General features: G+C 70.9%; 18 protein-coding genes. 2 read left to right on the forward strand and 16 right to left on the reverse strand.

Going from position 1 to position 20,032, the window contains the following annotated elements:
• Positions 1 to 12 precede the first annotated feature (12 nt).
• The 15 genes from nuoN to AC4BG9_RS06920 all read right to left on the reverse strand — a co-directional run bounded on the left by nuoN (position 13) and on the right by AC4BG9_RS06920 (position 16,570).
• Complete coding sequence (gene nuoN / locus AC4BG9_RS06850; protein ID WP_490570335.1) at positions 13 to 1,620, reverse strand: NADH-quinone oxidoreductase subunit NuoN; 1,608 nt, start codon at positions 1,618 to 1,620, stop codon at positions 13 to 15.
• The gene (locus AC4BG9_RS06855; protein WP_490570336.1) at positions 1,613 to 3,130 is read right to left on the reverse strand and encodes an NADH-quinone oxidoreductase subunit M; all 1,518 of its coding nucleotides are present in this window, start codon (positions 3,128 to 3,130) and stop codon (positions 1,613 to 1,615) included. Before AC4BG9_RS06855 ends, nuoN begins: the two co-directional genes overlap by 8 nt.
• Complete coding sequence (gene nuoL / locus AC4BG9_RS06860; protein ID WP_490570337.1) at positions 3,127 to 5,070, reverse strand: NADH-quinone oxidoreductase subunit L; 1,944 nt, start codon at positions 5,068 to 5,070, stop codon at positions 3,127 to 3,129. The genes AC4BG9_RS06855 and nuoL overlap by 4 nt, the downstream gene beginning before the upstream one ends.
• Before the next feature lie 13 nt (positions 5,071 to 5,083).
• Positions 5,084 to 5,383 (reverse strand): NADH-quinone oxidoreductase subunit NuoK, encoded by a 300-nt coding sequence (nuoK, locus tag AC4BG9_RS06865; RefSeq protein ID WP_490570338.1) that lies wholly within the window; start codon positions 5,381 to 5,383, stop codon positions 5,084 to 5,086.
• Positions 5,380 to 6,195 (reverse strand): NADH-quinone oxidoreductase subunit J, encoded by an 816-nt coding sequence (locus AC4BG9_RS06870; protein ID WP_490570339.1) that lies wholly within the window; start codon positions 6,193 to 6,195, stop codon positions 5,380 to 5,382. Before AC4BG9_RS06870 ends, nuoK begins: the two co-directional genes overlap by 4 nt.
• A complete protein-coding gene (gene nuoI / locus AC4BG9_RS06875) occupies positions 6,192 to 6,779 on the reverse strand; it encodes an NADH-quinone oxidoreductase subunit NuoI (protein WP_490570340.1) in 588 nt (195 codons plus the stop codon). Before nuoI ends, AC4BG9_RS06870 begins: the two co-directional genes overlap by 4 nt.
• Positions 6,779 to 8,137, reverse strand: a complete 1,359-nt coding sequence (nuoH, locus tag AC4BG9_RS06880) for an NADH-quinone oxidoreductase subunit NuoH (protein ID WP_490570652.1) — start codon at positions 8,135 to 8,137, stop codon at positions 6,779 to 6,781. The genes nuoI and nuoH overlap by 1 nt, the downstream gene beginning before the upstream one ends.
• Before the next feature lie 23 nt (positions 8,138 to 8,160).
• Positions 8,161 to 10,617 (reverse strand): NADH-quinone oxidoreductase subunit G, encoded by a 2,457-nt coding sequence (locus AC4BG9_RS06885; protein WP_490570341.1) that lies wholly within the window; start codon positions 10,615 to 10,617, stop codon positions 8,161 to 8,163.
• On the reverse strand, positions 10,614 to 11,933 hold the full coding sequence (gene nuoF, locus AC4BG9_RS06890; protein WP_490570342.1) for an NADH-quinone oxidoreductase subunit NuoF: 1,320 nt from the start codon (positions 11,931 to 11,933) through the stop codon (positions 10,614 to 10,616). The genes AC4BG9_RS06885 and nuoF overlap by 4 nt, the downstream gene beginning before the upstream one ends.
• Positions 11,930 to 12,607 carry an NADH-quinone oxidoreductase subunit NuoE gene (gene nuoE, locus AC4BG9_RS06895; RefSeq protein ID WP_490570343.1) on the reverse strand — a complete coding sequence of 226 codons (678 nt, stop codon included), beginning with the start codon at positions 12,605 to 12,607 and terminating at the stop codon, positions 11,930 to 11,932. The genes nuoF and nuoE overlap by 4 nt, the downstream gene beginning before the upstream one ends.
• Complete coding sequence (locus tag AC4BG9_RS06900) at positions 12,604 to 13,950, reverse strand: NADH-quinone oxidoreductase subunit D (protein WP_490570344.1); 1,347 nt, start codon at positions 13,948 to 13,950, stop codon at positions 12,604 to 12,606. The genes nuoE and AC4BG9_RS06900 overlap by 4 nt, the downstream gene beginning before the upstream one ends.
• Positions 13,950 to 14,741 carry an NADH-quinone oxidoreductase subunit C gene (locus AC4BG9_RS06905; protein ID WP_490570345.1) on the reverse strand — a complete coding sequence of 264 codons (792 nt, stop codon included), beginning with the start codon at positions 14,739 to 14,741 and terminating at the stop codon, positions 13,950 to 13,952. Before AC4BG9_RS06905 ends, AC4BG9_RS06900 begins: the two co-directional genes overlap by 1 nt.
• Entirely contained in the window at positions 14,738 to 15,292 is a 555-nt protein-coding gene (locus AC4BG9_RS06910) for a NuoB/complex I 20 kDa subunit family protein (RefSeq protein ID WP_490570346.1), read from the reverse strand. The genes AC4BG9_RS06905 and AC4BG9_RS06910 overlap by 4 nt, the downstream gene beginning before the upstream one ends.
• 12 nt (positions 15,293 to 15,304) lie before the next feature.
• Positions 15,305 to 15,664, reverse strand: a complete 360-nt coding sequence (locus AC4BG9_RS06915) for an NADH-quinone oxidoreductase subunit A (RefSeq protein WP_489964370.1) — start codon at positions 15,662 to 15,664, stop codon at positions 15,305 to 15,307.
• A 216-nt stretch (positions 15,665 to 15,880) separates the two neighbouring features.
• Positions 15,881 to 16,570, reverse strand: coding sequence for a demethylmenaquinone methyltransferase (locus AC4BG9_RS06920; protein WP_490570347.1), 690 nt, complete (start codon positions 16,568 to 16,570; stop codon positions 15,881 to 15,883).
• Positions 16,571 to 16,643: 73 nt separating this feature from the next.
• Between AC4BG9_RS06920 and AC4BG9_RS06925 the strand changes: the two genes are divergently transcribed.
• Positions 16,644 to 17,933 carry an isochorismate synthase gene (locus tag AC4BG9_RS06925; RefSeq protein ID WP_490570348.1) on the forward strand — a complete coding sequence of 430 codons (1,290 nt, stop codon included), beginning with the start codon at positions 16,644 to 16,646 and terminating at the stop codon, positions 17,931 to 17,933.
• A 15-nt stretch (positions 17,934 to 17,948) separates the two neighbouring features.
• Here AC4BG9_RS06925 and AC4BG9_RS06930 read toward each other — a convergent pair whose 3' ends face one another.
• Complete coding sequence (locus tag AC4BG9_RS06930) at positions 17,949 to 18,590, reverse strand: MBL fold metallo-hydrolase (protein ID WP_490570349.1); 642 nt, start codon at positions 18,588 to 18,590, stop codon at positions 17,949 to 17,951.
• 144 nt (positions 18,591 to 18,734) lie between these two features.
• Here AC4BG9_RS06930 and AC4BG9_RS06935 point away from each other — a divergent pair, with 144 nt between their 5' ends.
• Entirely contained in the window at positions 18,735 to 19,967 is a 1,233-nt protein-coding gene (locus AC4BG9_RS06935; protein WP_490570350.1) for a glycoside hydrolase family 16 protein, read from the forward strand.
• Positions 19,968 to 20,032: the final 65 nt, after the last annotated feature.

A 20,032-nucleotide genomic window follows, 5' to 3' on the forward strand; every position in this document is an offset into this window, starting at 1 on the left:
TGGCTTCAGTGGTCACCTGATGAATTCTCCCGCACTGGCCACCAGGTCGAGCAGGGGGCCCGGCACGACGCCCAGCACGAGGGTCGCCGCGGCACCCACCGCGATGGCGGAGGCGGTCAGCACCGACGGGGTGACGACCGACGGACCGTCGCCCACCGGCTCACGGAAGTACATCAGCACGATCACGCGCACGTAGATGTAGACCGCGACCGCGCTGGTCAGCACCGCGGCGATCACCACCGGCCACGCACCGGCAGCCAGGGCGACGGAGAAGACCGCCCACTTGCCGATGAAGCCCGAGGTCAGCGGGATGCCCGCCATCGCCAGCAGGAAGAAGGCGAAGACGGCCGCCACGAAGGGAGCCTCCTTGCCCAGCCCGGTCCACCGGCTCAGGTGCGTGGTCTCGCCACCGGAGTCGCGGACCAGGCTCACCACGGCGAAGGCGCCGAGGGTCATCAGCCCGTAGGTGGTGAGGTAGAAGAGCACCGCCTGGAGAGAGGTGATCTCCCCCGGCGACAGGTCGGTGGACGCCTGCAGGCCGAGCACGCCGGTGAGGATGAACCCGGTGTGGGCGACCGAGGAGTAGGCCAGGAGGCGCTTCACGTCGTTCTGGGTCAGCGCCAGGACGGTGCCGACGACCATCGACAGGATCGCCACCACCCAGAGCATCGGAGCCCAGGACCAGCGGTCGGCGCCGAGGCCGACGTAGAGCAGGCGCAGCAGCGCGCCGAAGGCCGCGACCTTGGTGGCAGCCGCCATGAAGGCGGTCAGCGGGGTCGGGGCGCCCTGGTAGACGTCGGGCGTCCAGGCCTGGAAGGGCGCGGCGCCGACCTTGAAGAGCAGGCCCACCGCGAGCAGCCCGATGCCGAGCAGCAGCACCGCCTGGTTGTCGGTCGACCCGGCGACGGCCTCGCCGATCGCGGCGAGCTCCATGGAGCCGGCGAAGCCGTAGAGCAGGGCCGCGCCGTAGAGGAAGAACGCCGAGGAGAAGGCACCGAGGAGGAAGTACTTCATCGCCGCCTCCTGGCTCAGCAGCCGGCGACGGCGCGCCAGCCCGCAGAGCAGGTAGAGCGGCAGCGAGAGGATCTCCAGGGCCACGAACATCGTGAGCAGGTCGTTGGCGGCCGGGAAGAGCAGCATGCCGGAGACCGCGAAGAGGAGCAGCGGGTAGATCTCGGTGTGCTCCAGGCCCCGGGTGGAGGCCTCGCGCTCGCCCTCGGTGCCGGGCAGGGCCGCGGCCTGGCCGGCGAAGGCGGAGACGCCGCCGTCGAGGCGACGCTCGGCGAAGAGCATGGTGCCGAGGATGGCCAGGACCAGGATCAGGCCCCAGATGAAGAGCGTCGGCCCGTCGACGGCCACCGTGCCCATCGCCGCGATCAGGCCGTAGGCGGCACCGTCGGCGTGGGTGAAGGCCTGGTCGCCGGAGTAGTCGACGGCGATCAGCACCACGCACGCCAGGGCGCCCACCAGCCCGACCAGGGCCAGGGAGGTCTGGGTGACGTAGCGGTAGGTCCGGGGCACGAACGCCTCCGCGACGACCCCCACGCAGGCCAGGCCGAAGACGACCAGCAGGGGCGTCAGCTGGAGGTAGTCGAGGGACGGCTTGACGAAGTCAGTCACTTGTGGCTCCCACGGTGGGCGGGTCGTCGGTCACCCCGACGTGGGTCAGGGTGTCCTCGACGTTGGGGTTGATCACGTCGAGCAGCGGCATCGGCACGAATCCGAGGAGGACCAGCGCCAGCAGCAGCGGGGCGAGGGTGCCGACCTCTCGGGTGTCGAGGTCGGTGACGCCGGAGTGCTCGGGCCGGGTCGGCCCGGTCATGGTGCGCTGGTAGGTCCACAGGATGTAGATCGCGGCCAGCACGATCGCGGTGACTGCCACCGCCCCGGCCCACCAGGCGTAGCCGAAGGCGGCGATGAGCACCATCATCTCCGAGACGAAGGGCGAGAGGCCCGGCAGGCCCAGCGCGGCCAGCCCGGCGATCAGGAACGCACCGGCCATCACCGGCGCGACCTTCTCCAGGCCACCCATCTGGCTGATCAGCGGGGTGCCGCTGCGCCGGATGATGAAGCCGGCCACCAGGAAGAGCGCGGCGGTGGCCAGGCCGTGGTTGACCATGTAGAGGATCGCGCCCGCGGCGCCCTGGGTGGAGAAGACGAAGATGCCCAGGACGATGAGGCCGAAGTGCGACAGCGAGGTCAGACCGATCAGGCGCAGGATGTCGTCCTGGCCGATCGCGACCAGGGCGCCGTAGACGATCGAGATGAGCGCCAGCACCACCACGAACGGGGTGGCCCACTGCGAGGCGTCCGGCAGCAGCCCGAGGCAGAACCGGAGCATCCCGAAGGTGCCGATCTTGTCGAGCACGCAGACCAGGAGCACCGAGGTGCCGGTGGTCGCCTTCTCGGTGGTGTCGGCCAGCCAGGTGTGCACCGGGAACAGCGGCGCCTTGATCGCGAAGGCGATGAAGAAGCCGGCGAAGAGCCAGCGCTGGGTGGTCTCGTCGATCTCGAGCGCGGCGAGGTCACCGAGCAGGTAGGACGGCTCACCGGCGTCGGCGGAGACGACGTAGAGGCCGATCACCGAGGCGAGCATCACCAGTCCGCCGGCGAGCTGGTAGATGAGGAACTTGGTGGCCGCCCGGCTGCGTCCCGCCCGGCCGTAGCCGGCGATCAGGAAGTAGGCCGGGATCAGGGTGGCCTCGAAGACGACGTAGAAGAGGAAGACGTCGGTGGCGGAGAAGACCGCCAGCGAGAGGCCCTCCAGGGCCAGCACCCAGGCGAAGAAGGCGCGGGTGGAGCCCTCGTCGCTGTCGCGCCAGGAGGCGAGCATCACCAGCGGCACCAGCACCACGGTGAGCAGCACCATCAGCAGCCCCAGCCCGTCGACACCGAGGGCGTAGTGGGCGCCAAGCAGGCCGATCCACTCGTGCTGCTCGGTGAACTGGAAGCCGCCGTCGAGGTCGAACCCGGAGGCGACCACGAGCGCGGGGACCGCCGTGGCGGCGGCGAAGCCGAGGCCCACCTGCTTGGCCAGCGGCTGTCCGGGCCGGCTCGGCAGGAAGGCAGTCACCAGCGCCCCGACGAGCGGGACGAGGATCAGCAGGGTCAACCAGGGAAGTTCGCTCATGCGAGGTTCACCGCCATCAGGGCCAGGACGACGAGCAGCACGCCGCCGACAACGGAAAGGGCGTAGGAGCGGACGAAGCCGTTCTGGAGGCGGCGACCGACCGCGGACAACCCGCCGAGCGTGGCGGCGCCGCCCTCGACGGCGCCGTCGACGCCGACCCGGTCGACCGTCGTCAGGCCGCGGACCAGGGCCGCGCCCGGCCCCACCACCGCGACGTCGTTGATCTGGTCGCCGTAGAGGTCCGCACGGGCGGCCCGGGTGAGCGGGGAGACGTCGGTGGGCGCCACCCGCGGGATCGCCTGCTTGCCGACCAGGAACCAGGCGGCGGCCACCCCGAGGGCGACCACGGCGACGATGATCAGGGTGATCACCAGCGGCGGCACCGGGGGCTCGTGGTGTGCGGCGACCCCGGTGACGGGGGCCAGGAAGTCGACGATCCAGTCGCCGAGCAGCATCACGCCGCCCAGGACCGAGAGCGCCGCGAGCACGATCAGCGGCACGGTCATCAGCTTGGGCGACTCGTGGGGGTGGACGTCGTCCTCCCAGCGCTTCTCGCCGAAGAAGGTCATCAGCATCAGGCGGGTCATGTAGAAGCCGGTGATGCCGGCGCCCAGCAGGGCGCAGAGGCCGACCACCCAGTTCTCGGCGATGGCGGTCTCGATGATCTTGTCCTTGGACCAGAAGCCGGAGAAGAGCGGGAAGCCGATGATCGCCAGGTAGCCCATCGCGAAGGTCAGGAAGGTGACCGGCATGTACGAGCGCAGGCCGCCGTAGTGACGCATGTCGACGTCGTCGTTCATCCCGTGCATCACCGAGCCGGCCCCGAGGAACATGTTGGCCTTGAAGAAGCCGTGGGTGAGCAGGTGGAAGATCGCGAAGGCGTAGCCCACCACGCCGAGCCCGGCGGCCAGCATCATGTAGCCGATCTGGCTCATCGTGGAGCCGGCGAGCGCCTTCTTGATGTCGTCCTTGGCGCAGCCGAGGACCGCACCCCACAAGATGGTGACGGTGGCGACGATGACGGTGACGGTCTGGGCGGCCGGGGCCAGCTCGAAGATGAAGTTGGAGCGGACCACCAGGTAGACGCCGGCGGTGACCATGGTCGCGGCGTGGATGAGGGCCGAGACCGGGGTCGGGCCCTCCATCGCGTCGAGCAGCCACGCCTGCAGCGGCACCTGGGCGGACTTGCCGCAGGCCCCGAGCAGCAGCAGGAGGCCGATCGCGTTGAGCGTGCCCTGGCTCGCCTCGGAGCTGACCGCGCTGATCACCGAGAAGTCGGTGGACCCGAAGGTGGCGAACATCAGCGCGATGGCCAGGGAGAGCCCGATGTCACCGACGCGGTTGATGACGAAGGCCTTCTTGGCCGCGGCGGCCGCCGACGGCTTGTGCTGCCAGAAGCCGATCAGCAGGTAGGACGCCAGGCCGACGCCCTCCCAGCCCAGGAAGATGCCGAGGAAGTTGGCCGACATGACCAGCACCAGCATCGCCGCGACGAAGAGGTTGAGGTAGCCGAAGAACCGGCGGCGGCGCGGGTCGTGCTCCATGTAGCCGATGGAGTAGACGTGGATCAGGGTGCCCACACCGGTGATCAGCAGCAGGAAGAGCGCGGTCAGCGGGTCGTAGAGGAGGTCCAGCCCGACCTTGAGCCCACCGGACTCGAACCAGGTGTAGAGCTCCTGGCCGACCTGGCGGTCGGCCTCGTCGCGGCCGAGCAGGGCGAGGAACGCCAGCAGACTCAGCACGAAGGAGCCGCCCACGGTGGCGGTGCCGAGCCAGTGGCCCCAGCGGTCCATGGCGCCGCGCGCCAGGGCACCGCCGAGGAGCAGCACCACCGCGCCGGCCAGCGGCAGGGCGATGATCAGCCAGAGGAGGGAGAGCACACCATCGGCGGGGCCGGGGTCGACGACCGGGATGTGTGCGTCAGCAAGGGAGATTGACATGTCAGCGACCTCGTCAGTACTTCAGCAGGCTCGCGTCGTCGACCGAGGCCGAGCGACGAGTCCGGAAGATGGTCATGATGATGGCGAGCCCGACCACGACCTCGGCCGCGGCCACCACCATCACGAAGAAGGCGGCGATCTGGCCGTCGAGGTTGCCGTGCTGCTTGGCGAAGGTCACCAGTGCCAGGTTGCAGGCGTTGAGCATCAGCTCGACGCACATGAAGACGACCAGCGCGTTGCGCCGGACCAGCACGCCCACCGCACCGATGGTGAAGAGGATCGCCGAGAGGACGATGAAGGGGGTGAGGCTCATGCCTGGTCCTCCTCGGTGTTCGCGACGCCCGAGTCCTTGCCGCCGGTCTCCGGCACCTTGTCAGGGACGCCGAGCTGGCGCGCGATGGGATCGATGTCTTCGGCCAGCGCCGGACCGGAGCGGACCACGCCCCGGGCCTGCATCACCCGGGAGACGGAGATCTCCGAGATCGAGCCGTCGGGCAGCAGGGCGGGGGTGTCCACCGCGTTGTGGCGGGCGTAGACGCCCGGGGCCGGCAGCGGGCCCGGGTGCTTCCCGGACTCGGCGTAGTCGCGCATCCGCTGCGCGGCCATGTCGGCCTGCCCCTGCTTGGGGGTCAGCCGCTCGCGGTGGGCCAGCACCATGGCGCCCAGCGCGGCGGTGATCAGCAGCGCCGCGATCGCCTCGAAGGCGAACACGTAGCGGCTGAACAGGAGCGAGGCGATCCCCTCGACGTTGCCGTCGGCGTTCGCCGCGCCCATCCCGGTGGCGGCACCGAGCGAGAGCTGGGCCACGGCGAGCACCATGACGGCGCCCAGCACCAGGCCGAACAGGGTGGCGGCCAGCCGCTGCCCGCGGATGGTCTCCACCACCGAGTCGCTCGCGTCGACGCCGACCAGCATCACCACGAAGAGGAAGAGCATCAGGATCGCGCCGGTGTAGACGATGATCTGCACGGCGAACAGGAAGGGCGCCTCGAGCACCAGGTAGAGCACCGAGAGGCTCATCATCACCACGGCGAGCAGCAGGGCCGCGTGCACGGCCTTGCGCACGAAGAGCACGCCCAGCGCGGCCAGCACCATCACCGGGGCGAGGATCCAGAAGGCGGTCACTGGTCTCCCTCCTTCTTGAAGCTGCCGCGGTAGTAGTCGCCCTCGTCGTCGCCGAGGAGCATCGGGTGCGGCGGCTGCTCCATGCCGGGCAGCAGCGGGGCCAGCAGGTCGCTCTTCTCGTAGATCAGCGACTCGCGGGTGGTGTCGGCCAGCTCGTACTCGTTGGTCATCGTGAGCGCCCGGGTGGGGCAGGCCTCGATGCACAGGCCGCAGAGGATGCAGCGCAGGTAGTTGATCTGGTAGACCCGGCCGTAGCGCTCACCGGGGCTGAAGCGCTCCCCGCCCTCGGCGTCGGAGTTGGACGCGCCCTCGACGTAGATCGCGTCGGCCGGGCAGGCCCAGGCGCACAGCTCGCAGCCGATGCACTTCTCCAGGCCGTCGGGCCAGCGGTTGAGCTGGTGCCGGCCGTGGAAGCGCGGCGCGGTCGGCTGCTTGTCGAACGGGTACTGCTCGGTGACCACCTTGCGGAACATCGTCCGGAAGGTGACGCCGAATCCCGCGACGGGGTCCCAGAGCTGCTCCTTGAGGGTCTTGGACCCCTTCTCGGACTCTGCCCTCTCAGCACGGGGCTTCGGGGTGGTCATCAGCTCTCCTCACCAGCGTGGTCGGTCGTGCGGGTCGGGAAGGTCAGCGGGGCGGCGGCGCCACGCACGGCACCCCCCGCGGGCATCGGCGGGACGGGGAAGCCGCCGGCGAAGGCTTCCTGCTCGTCGGTCTCCGGCGCCTCCTCGGCGTCGTCGCCGCCACCGGGGATCAGCAGCGCCGCCGAGAGCAGCACCACCGCCACGGCGAAGCCGATCAGCAGGTAGTTGCGGTCGATTCCGTCGGGACCGGCCGCCAGCCGGATCGCGGCGACCGCGATGATCCAGGCCAGCGAGATCGGGATGAGCACCTTCCAGCCGAACGCCATGAACTGGTCGTAGCGCAGGCGGGGCAGCGAGCCGCGCAGCCAGATGAACATGAAGATGAAGATGAACATCTTGCCGAAGAACCACAGCACCGGCCAGTAGCCCTCGTTGGCGCCGTCCCACATCGAGAACGGGAACGGCGCGCGCCAGCCGCCCAGGAAGAGGGTGGTCGCGATCGCCGAGACGGTCGCCATGTTGATGTACTCGGCGAGGAAGAACATCGCGAACTTCATCGCGGAGTACTCGGTGTGGAAGCCGCCCACCAGCTCGCCCTCGGCCTCGGGGAGGTCGAAGGGGGCGCGGTTGGTCTCACCGACCATCGCGATCACGTAGACCACGAACGAGGGCAGCAGGATCAGCCCGAACCAGCCGGGCACCGGGACCTCGGCGCCGAAGAGCTCCACGTGACCGCCGGCCTGCGCGGCCACGATCTCCGAGGTCGACATGGTGCCGGCGTAGATGAAGACCGCCACCAGGGCCAGACCCATCGCGATCTCGTAGGAGATCATCTGCGCGCTCGAGCGCAGGCCGCCGAGCAGCGAGTAGGTCGACCCCGAGGACCAGCCGGCCAGCACGATGCCGTAGATGCCGATCGAGGCGATGCCGAGCAGGAAGAGGACGGCGACCGGCATGTCGGTGAGCTGCAGCGGGGTGGTGATGTCGCTGAAGGGGACCTTCACCTCCGGCCCGAACGGGATCACCGACCACGTGACGAAGGCCGGGATCACCGCGATGAAGGGCGCGGCGAAGTAGACGACCTTGTCGGCCGCCTTGGGGAAGATGTCTTCCTTGAACATCAGCTTGGTGCCGTCGGCCAGCGACTGCAGCAGGCCGAAGGGTCCGTTGACGTTGGGGCCGATCCGGTGCTGCATCCGACCGACGACGCGGCGTTCGAACCAGATGTTGAACAGGGTCAGCAGCACCAGGACCAGGAAGATCAGCACGGCCTTGACCAGGACCAGCCACCAGGGGTCCTGGCCGAAGGCGTCGAGGCCGCCGGATCCCTCGACCTGGGTCGAGGCGTCCGCCAGCATGCTCAGCGCACTCAGGTGGGCACTCATTCGGCTGCTCCCTTCACGGTGACCTGGCTCCCGGGCGAGGCGACGTCCGCCAGCACCCCGCGCCCGCACGAGCGGGCGGGCAGCCAGACGACGCCCTCGGGCAGGTCGGCCACCTCGACGGGCAGCGTGAGGCTGCCCCGGTCACCGGTGACCTCCACCCGGGCGTCGGGGTTCTCGATCATCCCGAAGATCCGGTCGTGGTCGGCCGCCGAGATGCGGGCCACGGCGCGGCGGCCGGTGGCGCGGTAGTGCCCCTCGCCGTCCTGCATCGAGCCGAGGTCGACCATCTGCTTCCAGCTGGCCAGCACCATGGAGCCGGCCTTGGGCCGCGGCTGCTTGGGCGCCTTGCCGGCCTCGAGCGCCGGGCGCGGGCCGTCCCAGGGCCCGAGTGCGGCCATCTCGCGGCGCACCTCCTGGACCGTGCGGAAGCCGAGCGGGGCGCCGAGCTCCTCGGCGATCCCGGACAGCACCCTCAGGTCGGGCAGCGAGCCGGGGTTGGCGAAGACCGCGTCGAAGGAGCGGGTCCGGCCGTCCCAGGTGACGAAGGTGCCGGCCTTGTCGGTGACCGGGGCCACCGGGAAGACCACGTCGGCGTGCCGGCTCACGTCGGTGGCGCGCAGCTCCAGCTGCACCACGAAGCGAGCCTGCTCCAGCGCCCGGCGGAAGGCCGCCGGGTCGGAGGTGTCGTCGGGGTCCACGCCGCCGACGACCAGGCCGCCGAGCTCGCCGGAGAGCAGCGCCGCCACGATGGCGTCGCCGTCGCGGCCGGGCGCCGTCGGGAGGGACTCCACGCCCCAGGCGGTGGCCACGTCGACCCGGGCACCCGCGTCGCCCACCGGGCGACCGCCCGGGAGCAGGGTGGGCAGGCAGCCCGCCTCGAGCGCGCCGCGGTCACCCGCGCGCCGCGGGACCCAGGCCAGCCGCGCACCGGTGGTGCGGGCCAGCTCGACCGCCGCGGTGAGGGCTCCGTGGGTGGCGGCGAGCCGCTCGCCCACCAGGATGATGCCGCCGCCGTCGAGGGCGACCTCGCCGTCGGAGGCCAGCTCGCGCAGGGCCTCGGGCTCGGTGCCCGGGACGGTGCGCACCAGGCGCCCGTCCAGCTTGGCCAGCCCGCGGGAGGTGTACGGCGCCAGGGAGACCACCCGGGTGCCGTGCCGCTTGACCGCCTTGCGGAGGCGGAGGAAGAGGGTGCCGGCCTCGTCCTCGGGCTCGAGGCCCGCGAGGACTACGACCGAGGCGCTCTCCAGGTCGGAGTAGGTCACTCCCTGGGCCTCGTGGCTGCTCAGCACCACCTCGGAGGCCAGGAAGGAGGCCTCCTCGGCGCTGTGCGGCCGGGCGCGGAAGTCGATGTCGTGGGTGCCGAGCGCCACCCGCGCGAACTTGGCGTAGGCGTAGGCGTCCTCGGCGGTGACGCGACCACCGGTCAGCACGGCGGAGCCGCCGGCCGCCGCGAGGCCGCGGGCGGCGACCGCGAAGGCCTCCGGCCACGAGGCGGGGCGCAGCTCGCCGGTGCCGCCGTCCTCGACCCGGTCACGCACCTGCGGGTAGGTGAGCCGGTCGTCCTGGCGGGCGTAGTGGAACGCGAAGCGGTCCTTGTCGGTGATCCACTCCTCGTTGACCTCCGGGTCGTTGCCGGCGAGGCGGCGCATCACCTTGCCGCGACGGTGGTCGATCCGGATGGCCGCGCCGCAGGCGTCGTGCTCGGCCACGCCGGGGGCGGAGACGAGGTCGAAGGGGCGGGAGCGGAAGCGGTAGTCGGCGCTGGTGAGCGCCCCCACCGGGCAGATCTGGATGGTGTTGCCGGAGAAGTAGCTCTCGAAGGGCTCCCGCTCGTAGATGCCCACCTGCTGGAGGGCCCCGCGCTCGATCAGCGCGATGAACGGGTCGCCGGCGATCTCCGCGGAGAAGCGGGTGCACCGGGCACAGAGGATGCAGCGCTCACGGTCGAGCAGCACCTGCGCGGAGATGTTGATCGGCTTGGGGAAGGTCCGCTTGACGCCGCCCTGGGCGGAGAAGCGCGACTCGCCGCGACCGTTGGACATCGCCTGGTTCTGCAGGGGGCACTCGCCGCCCTTGTCGCAGACGGGGCAGTCCAGCGGGTGGTTGATGAGCAGCTGCTCCATCACGCCCTGCTGCGCCTTGTCGATCTCGGGCGAGGTGAGCTGGGTGCGCACCTCCATGCCCTCGGCGACGGGCAGCGTGCAGGAGGCCTGCGGCTTCATCCGGCCGGGAGGGCCCTGCATCTGGCGCATCGAGCCGTCGGGCCCGGGCATCGCCACCTCGACCAGGCACTGGCGGCAGGCGCCGGCCGGGGCGAGCAGCGGGTGGTCGCAGAACCTCGGGATCTGCACGCCGATCTGCTCCGCGGCGCGGATCACCAGGGTGCCGGGCGGGACGCTGACGGCGACGCCGTCGATGGTGAGGTTGACCAGCTCGGTGGAGACCTGGGTCATGCGTGCGCTCCTGCGGGTGCGAAGACGGTGGAGGCATGGGGGTCGAACGGGCAGCCGCCGTGGGTGAGGTGGGCGACGTACTCGTCCCGGAAGTACTGGATCGAGGACTGGACCGGGCTGACGGCACCGTCGGCCAGCGCGCAGAACGAGCGGCCCAGGATGTTGTCGCACTGGTCCAGGAGCTGGTCGAGGTCGGCCTCGGTGCCCTGCCCCTTCTCGAGGCGGGCCAGGACCTGCACCAGCCACCAGGTGCCCTCGCGGCACGGCGTGCACTTGCCGCACGACTCGTGCTTGTAGAACTCCAGCCACCGCAGGGTGGCCCGGACCACGCAGACGGTCTCGTCGAAGATCTGCAGTGCGCGGGTGCCGAGCATGGAGCCGGCGCCGCCGACCCCCTCGAAGTCGAGCGGGACGTCGAGGTGCTCGTCGGTCAGCAGCGGCGTGGAGGAGCCGCCGGGGGTCCAGAACTTCAGCGCGTGGCCGTGGCGCATGCCGCCGGCCATCTCGATCAGCCGGCGCAGGGTGATGCCCAGCGGGGCCTCGTACTGCCCCGGGCGGGTCACGTGGCCCGAGAGGCTGAAGATGCCGAAGCCCTTGGAGCGCTCGGTGCCCATCGCGGAGAACCACTCGGGGCCGTTGGCCACGATGCTGGGCACCGAGGCGATCGACTCCACGTTGTTGATCACCGTGGGGCTGGCGTAGAGCCCGGCCACCGCCGGGAACGGCGGCCGCAGCCGGGGCTGGCCGCGGCGGCCCTCCAGCGAGTCGAGGAGGGCGGTCTCCTCGCCGCAGATGTAGGCGCCGGCGCCCGCGTGCACCACCAGCTCGAGGTCGTAGCCCGAGCCGTGGACGTCCTTGCCGAGGTGTCCGGCCAGGTAGGCCTCCTGCACGGCGCGCTGGAGGCGGCGGATCACGTGGAGCACCTCGCCACGCACGTAGATGAAGGCGTGGTTGGCCCGGATCGCGTAGGCGCTGATGATCACGCCCTCGATCAAGGTGTGCGGACTCGCCATCATCAGCGGGATGTCCTTGCAGGTGCCCGGCTCCGACTCGTCGGCGTTGACCACGAGGTACTTCGGCTTCGGGTTGTCCTGGGGGATGAAGCCCCACTTCATGCCGGTCGGGAAGCCGGCGCCGCCGCGACCGCGCAGGCCGGAGTCCTTGACCGCGCCGATGATCTCGTCGGGGGTCATCGTCAGCGCCTTGGCGAGCGCGCGGTAGCCGCCCTGGCCCTCGTAGGCCTCCAGGGTCCAGGAGCGCTCGTCGCCCCAGTTGGAGGTCAGGACCGGGGTCAGGGTGTCGATGGGGTCGCTCACTTCTCGTCCGCCTTCACTTCGGGAGCGGTCCAGCCGTTCTCCCGGGCGAGCTCGCGGCCCGCCAGGGACGCCGGCCCGGCCGACGGGCCCTCGTCGGCCAGACCGTCGTTGAAGCCGGCCAGCACGCGCTCTGCCTCGCGCCAGGTGCAGATCTTCGGGCCCCGGGTGGAGTGCACCTCGCGGCCGGCCCGCAGGTCGTCGACCAGGTCGACGGCCGACTCCGGGGTCTGGTTGTCCATGAACTCCCAGTTGACCGTCATCACCGGTGCGAAGTCGCAGGCCGCGTTGCACTCGATGTGCTCCAGCGAGACCGTCGCGGTGTCGCCCTCGCGGCGCTCGGCGGTCTCGTCGTTGCCGACGTCGAGGTGGTCCTTGAGCCGCTCGAAGATCTGGTCGCCGCCCATCACCGCGCACAGCGTGTTGGTGCAGACGCCGACGTGGTAGTCGCCGACCGGACGGCGCTTGTACATCGTGTAGAAGGTCGCCACGCCGCTGACCTCGGCGGCGGTGATGCCCAGCACCTCCGCGCACGCCTCGATGCCCTCGGGGGTGATCCGGCCCTGGGCCGACTGGACCAGGTGGAGCATCGGGAGCAGCCCCGAGCGGGGCTGGGGGTAGCGGGCCGCGATCTCGCGCAGCTCGGCGATCGTCTTGGCGTCGATCGGCTCGGTCATCGGTCCACTCCTCCCATCACGGGGTCGATCGAGGCGATCGCCACGATCACGTCCGAGACCATGCCGCCCTCGGACATCACGCTGGTGCCTTGCAGGTTGACGAACGACGGGTCCCGGAAGTGCGCCCGGAAGGGGCGGGTGCCGCCGTCGGAGACCACGTGGGCCCCGAGCTCGCCGCGGGGGCTCTCCACCGGTACGTAGGCCTGGCCCGGCGGGACCCGGAAGCCCTCGGTGACCAGCTTGAAGTGGTGGATCAGGGCCTCCATCGACTCACCCATGATGTGCCGGATGTGGTCGAGGCTGTTGCCCATGCCGTCGCTGCCGATCGCCAGCTGGCTGGGCCAGGCGATCTTGCGGTCGCCGACCATCACCGGGGCGCCGTCGAGCTTGGCCAGCCGGTCGGCGCACTGCTCGACGATCCGCAGGGACTCCCACATCTCGTTGAGCCGGACCCGGAAGCGGCCGTAGGAGTCGGCGGTGTCCCAGGTCTGGACGTCGAAGTCGTAGTCCTCGTAGCCGGAGTACGGCTGGGTCTTGCGCAGGTCCCAGGCGTAGCCGGTGGCGCGCAGCGGCGGCCCGGTGATGCCGAGCGCGAGGCAGCCGGCCAGGTCCAGCTCGCCGACGCCCTCGAGCCGCCCCCGGAAGATGGGGTTGGCGTTGCAGAAGTCGGCGTACTCGGGCAGGCGCTTCTTCATCAGGGCGATGAAGGCCCGGATGTCGTCCAGCGCACCCGCGGGGAGGTCCTGGGCGACGCCGCCGGGCCGGATGAACGCGTGGTTCATCCGCAGGCCGGTGATCGTCTCGAAGAGGTCGAGCACGAGCTCGCGCTCGCGGAAGCCGATGGTCATCACCGTCAGTGCGCCGATCTCCATGCCGCCAGTGGCGACCGCGACCAGGTGCGAGGAGATGCGGTTGAGCTCCATCAGCAGGACCCGCATGACCTGGGCCTTCTCGGGGATGTCGTCCTCGATGCCCAGCAGCCGCTCGACCCCGAAGCAGTAGGTCGCCTCGTTGTAGAACGGGGAGAGGTAGTCCATCCGGGTGCAGAAGGTCACGCCCTGCACCCAGGAGCGGTACTCCATGTTCTTCTCGATGCCGGTGTGCAGGTAGCCGACGCCGCAGCGGGCCTCGGTCACCGTCTCGCCCTCGAGCTCGAGGATCAGCCGGAGCACGCCGTGGGTGGACGGGTGCTGCGGCCCCATGTTGACGACGATCCGCTCCTCGACCCCGTCGCCGAGGCCCTCCGCGATCGTGTCCCAGTCCTGGCCGGTGACGGTGAAGACGCGTCCCTGGCTGGTCTCCGCGCCCTGCGCGTAGAGGTCGTTCTGGTCTGTGGTTGCCATCAGTTGTAGGACCTCCGCTGGTCCGGCGGCGGGACGGACCCGCCCTTGTATTCCACCGGGATGCCCCCCAGGGGGTAGTCCTTGCGCTGGGGGTGGCCCGGCCAGTCGTCGGGCATGAGGATGCGGGTCAGCGCCGGGTGGCCGTCGAAGACGATCCCGAACATGTCCCAGGCCTCGCGCTCCTGCCAGTCGGCGGTCGGGTAGACCCCGACGACCGAGGGCAGGTGCGGGTCGGCATCGGGCACCGAGACCTCCAGCCGCACCCGGCGGTTGTGGGTCATCGAGAGCAGGTGGTAGACGACGTGCAGCTCGCGGCCGGAGTCCCCCGGGTAGTTCACGCCGGAGACCGAGGCGAGCAGCTCGAACCGGAGCCGCTCCTCGTCGCGCATCAGCTGCACCACCGCGAGGAGGTCCTCGCGGCGGACGTGGAAGGTGATCTCGCCGCGGTGGACGACGACCCGCTCGGTCGCGTGCTCCAGGCCGCCCTCGCGCAGGCGCTGGTCGAGCACGTCGGCCACCTCGTCGAACCAGCCGCCGAAGGGCCGCTGGGTGGCGCCCGGGAAGACCGTCGGGGCGACCAGTCCGCCGAAGCCGCTGGTGTCGCCGGTGCCGGCGGTGCCGAACATGCCGTGGCGCACGCCGACCGCACGCTCCTCGGTGGCGCCCGACGGCAGCAGCTCGCCGCCCTCGCCCGGGGCGTTGACCTCGTCCTCGCGGGCCCGGGTGTCCGGGGTGTCCCGGGTGACCCGCACGTTGTCGTCGGAGCCGAACTCCTTCTTGTCGCCGCTCACCGCAGCAGCCCCCGCATCTGGGAGGTGGGAAGCGCGCGCAGCGCGGCGTTCTCCTGCTCCTCGATCTCGGCGAGGCGGTGCTTGCCCATCTTGGTGTGCTGCACCTTGTCCTGGAGCTTGAGGATCGCGTCGATCAGCATCTCGGGACGGGGCGGGCAGCCGGGCAGGTACATGTCGACCGGCACCACGTGGTCGACGCCCTGGACGATCGCGTAGTTGTTGAACATGCCGCCGGAGCTGGCACACACGCCCATCGCCAGCACCCACTTGGGCTCGGGCATCTGGTCGTAGATCTGGCGCAGCACCGGGGCCATCTTCTGGCTCACCCGGCCCGCGACGATCATCAGGTCGGCCTGGCGGGGGCTGGCCCGGAAGACCTCCATGCCGAACCGGCCCAGGTCGTACTTCGGGCCGCCGCTGGTCATCATCTCGATGGCGCAGCAGGCCAGGCCGAAGGTGGCCGGCCAGAACGACGACTTGCGCATCCACCCGGCGAGTCCCTCGACCGTGGTGAGCATGACTCCGCTCGGGAGCTTGTCCTCGATACTCATGTCAGTTGGTCCTCAGTCCCAGTCCAGTCCGCCGCGACGCCACTCGTAGGCGTAGACGATGGTCACGTTGAGCAGGAAGAGCGCGACGGCCGCCAGGCCGAACCAGCTCAGCTGGTCGAAGTAGACCGCCCACGGCACGAGGAACATGATCTCGACGTCGAAGACGATGAAGGTCATCGCGATCGTGTAGTACTTCACCGGGAAGCGGCCCCCGCCCACGGGCTGGGGCGTCGGCTCGATGCCGCACTCGTAGGAGTCGACCTTGACCCGGTTGTAGCGCTTGGGCCCGAGGACCGAGCTCAGCCCGATCGACAGGACGGCGAAGCCGGCCGCGATGGCGGCCAGGAACAGAACCGGCGTGTAGAGCTCCATTACCCCTGCGCACTCCTTCCTTGGAACGACCACCTGAGGGAGACCCGAGTCACCGTCGTGCGATTGTGAAAGTCTTCACGAATGGCCGCGCGGGCCAGTCTAGGTCGCCCTGCGCGCTACGTCACGCCGGGGGTCCGCCCGGCGACTCCCGCACTGACCTGGGCATTTTCCACCGCGGAGCCTTGCATAAATGCCCCCGCGGGTCGGCGGCGCGGCTCAGGCCGTGGCGCGGTGCAGGGCGACGATGCCGCCGCTGAGGTTGCGCCACTGGGGGCTGAGCCAGCCGGCCCGGCCGATCAGCTCCGCCAGCCCCGCCTGGTCGGGCCAGGCGCGGATCGATTCGGCCAGGTAGACGTAGGCGTCCGGGCTGGAGGAGACGCCGCGCGCGATCGTGGGCAGCGCCTTCATCAGGTACTCCAGGTAGACGGTGCGCAGCGGGGCCCACGTGGGGTGGCTGAACTCGCAGACCACCAGCCGGCCGCCGGGCCTGGTCACCCGGCGCATCTCGCGCAGGCCGGCGAGGGGGTCGACGATGTTGCGCAGGCCGAAGGAGATCGTGACCGCGTCGAAGGAGGCGTCGGCGAAGGGCAGTCGGGTGCCGTCCCCGGCGGTGAACGGCAGGTGCGGCCTGGCCTGCTTGCCGACGCGGAGCATGCCGAGGGAGAAGTCGCACGGCACCACCCTGGCGCCGGCCTCGGCGAAGGGCACGCTGGAGGTCCCGGTGCCGGCCGCCAGGTCGAGGACCCGCTCACCGGGCCGGGGCCCCACCGCGGCCAGCACGTCGCGGCGCCACCGCCTGTCCTGGCCGAGGGAGAGGACGTCGTTGGTCACGTCGTAGCGACGCGCGACGGCGTCGAACATGCGCTGGACGTCCGAGGGCTGCTTGTCGAGTTCTGCACGGGCCACAGGTGGAGCCTACGCAGCGGTGGCCACCCCGGTCGCCGGGGGCCGCCACCCGGCCCGGCGGTAGTCTCGCGGGGTGAACAACCGCGCGGCCACACCTGCGTCAGGACCTGCCACCGGTGAGCCACTGGTCGTCAGGACCACGGCGATCGACCCCTCCGAGGTGGACGACCTGCTGGCCGTGCTCCCCGACGACCGGCCCGTCACCTGGCTGCGCAAGGACGAGGGTCTCGTGGGCTGGGGCGTGGCCGCCCTGGTCCGCACCCGCGGGGCCACCCGCTTCCACGACGCCGACAAGTGGTGGGCCGAGCAGGTCGCCCGCGCCCGGGTGCACGACGCCGTGCAGGAGCCCGGCAGCGGCCTGGTCGCCTTCGGCTCCTTCGCCTTCGCCGACGAGCCCGGCGACTCGGTCCTGGTGGTGCCCTCGGTCATCGTCGGACGGCGCGGCGCCACCACCTGGTGCACCACGGTCACCGCCGGCGACGCCGCCTCCGCCCCCGACCCGCACGACCTGCTCGCCGCCCCGGCACCGCCCCCGCGGGCCCCGAGCACCGTGCAGTTCGCCGACGGCGCGCTCAACGGCGACCAGTGGATGACGGTGGTCGCCGACGCGGTGGCCCGCATCCAGCGCGGCGACCTGGAGAAGGTGGTGCTGGCCCGCGACCTGCTCGCCACCTCGGCCGAGCCGGTCGACGTGCGCTGGCCGCTGGCCCGGCTGGCCGAGCAGTACCCGATGTGCTGGACCTTCCACGTGGACGGCTTCTTCGGCGCCACCCCCGAGATGCTGGTGCGCCGCGAGCGCGGCCTGGTCACCTCCCGGGTGCTGGCCGGCACCATCCGCCGTACCGGTGACGACGACCGGGACCTCGCCCTGGCCGCAACCCTGGCCCGCAGCTCCAAGGACCTCGAGGAGCACGAGTACGCCGTGCGGTCGGTCGCCGACGCCCTCGAGCCGCACTGCTCGTCGATGAACGTGCCCGAGGCGCCCTTCGTCCTCCACCTGCCCAACGTGATGCACCTGGCCAGCGACGTGAACGGCGTGGTCCACGACGCCGAGACCGTCTCCTCCCTCCAGCTCGCCGAGTCGCTCCACCCCTCCGCGGCCGTCGGCGGGACGCCGACCCCGGTGGCCACCGCGCTGATCTCCGAGATCGAGCAGATGGACCGTGGCAGGTACGCCGGTCCCGTCGGCTGGATCGACTCCTCCGGGGACGGGGAGTGGGGCATCGGGCTCCGCTCGGCCAGCGTGGAGGGCGACGTGGTGCGGCTCTTCGCGGGCTGCGGCATCGTGGCCGACTCCGACCCCGAGGCGGAGCTCGCCGAGGCGCAGGCCAAGTTCGTGCCGGTCCGCGACTCGCTGGGCTGACCCGCGCCGAGCGGCTCAGAGGTCGAGGTCCTCCCCGACGGCCAGCCGGGTCCAGGCCAGGCCGCGCGGCCCGTTGAGGCGCGCCATGTGAGCGTCGACGACGCCCAGCCCGGCCTCGGAGTAGATCGCGTCGTGGATGGCCAGGTTGCGGGGCGCGCCCACCGCGCGCACGAAGTCGATCGCCTCCCCCACCTTGAGCCACGGCGCGCTGGCCGGGGCGAGCAGCAGGTCGACCTGCTCGCCGGGCGCGGTGAGCGCGTCGCCGGGGTGGTAGACCCGGGTGCCGTCGAGGTCGAGCAGGAAGCCGGAGTTGTCCACGTGCGGCAGCTCGGCGTGGATCACGGCGTGCTTCTCCCCCACCACCCGGACCGGGACCCCCAGGTCCGCCACGTCGCCCGGGGCGACCACCCGGAGCCGGTCGACGAGGTCGGGCGCCTCCTCCCGGATCCGGGCGGCGACCGCCTCGATCGTGACCAGCTCGGCCGTGCAGGCGCGCAGGTGGTCGAGGTGGAGGTGGTCGGGATGCTCGTGGGTCACCAGCACCACGTCGGCGCCGGCGACCGCCTCGACGCCGGTGAATGCCCCGGGGTCGAGCACCAGGACGGTGGAGCGGTGCTCCACCCGGACACAGGCATGGCCGTACTTCGTGATCCGCACACCCCGCAGCCTAGGAAGGTGCCTGGGGCGGCACCAGAGGCGGTGCGGAGAACAGGATTCCGAGTCCCACCCGTTACCGTGGCCCCCGTCGTCGCCGAAGGGGGCGGCACTCGACCACACTCAACTCGCCCGAACAGGATCTACATGTCTGGACGTCGTCTCATCGCCGCCGGTGCCGCAGCCCTGCTGCTGCCCGCCGCGGCCCTCGTCTCCACCCAGGCGAGCGCGGCTGACAAGCCCGCCGCCACCGACCTGAGCAGCACCGCCACCGTCGACCTGCTGGCGCGCAAGAAGCAGCGCAAGGCCAAGGTGAGCATCAACGTGCTGCCCCAGATCGCGCAGTACGGCAAGCGGCCCTCGAGCCCCGACTCCGCCAAGGCGGTCGTCGAGGTCAGCGCCAAGCCGGGCAAGGCCGCTCGGAACAAGAAGGTCGTCCTCCAGGTCAAGAGCGGCTCGTCCTGGAAGAAGGCCGGCAAGGGCAAGACCGACAAGAGCGGCAAGACCCAGATCCTCGCGGCCGCGAGCCGCGGCGGCCAGCCGCTGGAGTACCGCGTCAAGCTGGGCAAGGCGACCTCCAACTCGGACAGCACCGCGCCGTGGCTCAACCCCAACTTCACCGACGGGTTCGACGGCAGCAACCTCAGCGAGGCCTGGACCCACCGGATCCCCGACTACAACCCCGAGGGCAACCGCCTCTGCTCCCGCGGCGGCCCGGAGGCCGTGAGCGTGGGCAAGGGCACCGTCCGGCTCAGCGTGATCAAGGACCCCGCGCGCAGCGACAAGTGCGCCGCCAAGCGCGGCGGCAAGGTCGTCGGCAAGTTCGACTACCGCCTCAACGGCCACATCTCCACCGAGAACAGCTACAGCTTCAAGTACGGCGTCGCCGCCGCCCGGATGAAGTTCCCCAAGGCGCGCGGCCAGCACAGCTCCTTCTGGATGCAGCCCGCCGAGCACGTCGTGGGCTCCACCGACCCGAAGCTCTCGGGTGCCGAGATCGACATCATCGAGCACTTCGGCAAGGGCTCCGGCCCCAAGGACTCGATGGGCCTGACCAGCTTCACCTACCACTGGGGCAAGGGTGGCCAGCGGGTCAAGACCGGCAACTGGCTCAAGAACGTCAAGCAGTACACCGCCAAGAAGAACGACGACTGGTTCAAGGCCTACCACGTCTTCTCCGTCGAGTGGACCCCGGAGCACTACATCTTCCGGATCGACGGCCAGGAGACCTGGCGCAGCAACCGCGGCGTCTCCGGGCAGCCGCAGTACCCGATCCTGTCGCTGCTGAGCTCCGACTACGAGCTCAACCAGCTGGGCAACGAGAAGAAGCTGCCCCAGCACATGTACGTCGACTGGATCCGGATCTGGGAGACCAGCTGATCCAGGGCTGACCCGGGCCACCCGGGTCGACCAGCACCGTCCGGCGCGCCGCATCCCCTCGGGGG

Source organism: Nocardioides sp. Z40_12, assembly GCF_058215795.1.

Coding starts and splice junctions, on each gene's coding strand:
- nuoE (WP_490570343.1), bottom strand. CDS start 12,607: ATGACCGAGCCGATCGACGCCAAGACGATCGCCGAGCTGCGCGAGATC.
- AC4BG9_RS06900 (WP_490570344.1), bottom strand. CDS start 13,950: ATGGCAACCACAGACCAGAACGACCTCTACGCGCAGGGCGCGGAGACC.
- AC4BG9_RS06855 (WP_490570336.1), bottom strand. CDS start 3,130: ATGAGCGAACTTCCCTGGTTGACCCTGCTGATCCTCGTCCCGCTCGTC.
- nuoH (WP_490570652.1), bottom strand. CDS start 8,137: ATGCTGGCGGACGCCTCGACCCAGGTCGAGGGATCCGGCGGCCTCGAC.
- nuoL (WP_490570337.1), bottom strand. CDS start 5,070: ATGTCAATCTCCCTTGCTGACGCACACATCCCGGTCGTCGACCCCGGC.
- nuoK (WP_490570338.1), bottom strand. CDS start 5,383: ATGAGCCTCACCCCCTTCATCGTCCTCTCGGCGATCCTCTTCACCATC.
- AC4BG9_RS06915 (WP_489964370.1), bottom strand. CDS start 15,664: ATGGAGCTCTACACGCCGGTTCTGTTCCTGGCCGCCATCGCGGCCGGC.
- AC4BG9_RS06885 (WP_490570341.1), bottom strand. CDS start 10,617: ATGACCCAGGTCTCCACCGAGCTGGTCAACCTCACCATCGACGGCGTC.
- nuoI (WP_490570340.1), bottom strand. CDS start 6,779: ATGACCACCCCGAAGCCCCGTGCTGAGAGGGCAGAGTCCGAGAAGGGG.
- AC4BG9_RS06910 (WP_490570346.1), bottom strand. CDS start 15,292: ATGAGTATCGAGGACAAGCTCCCGAGCGGAGTCATGCTCACCACGGTC.
- AC4BG9_RS06935 (WP_490570350.1), top strand. CDS start 18,735: ATGTCTGGACGTCGTCTCATCGCCGCCGGTGCCGCAGCCCTGCTGCTG.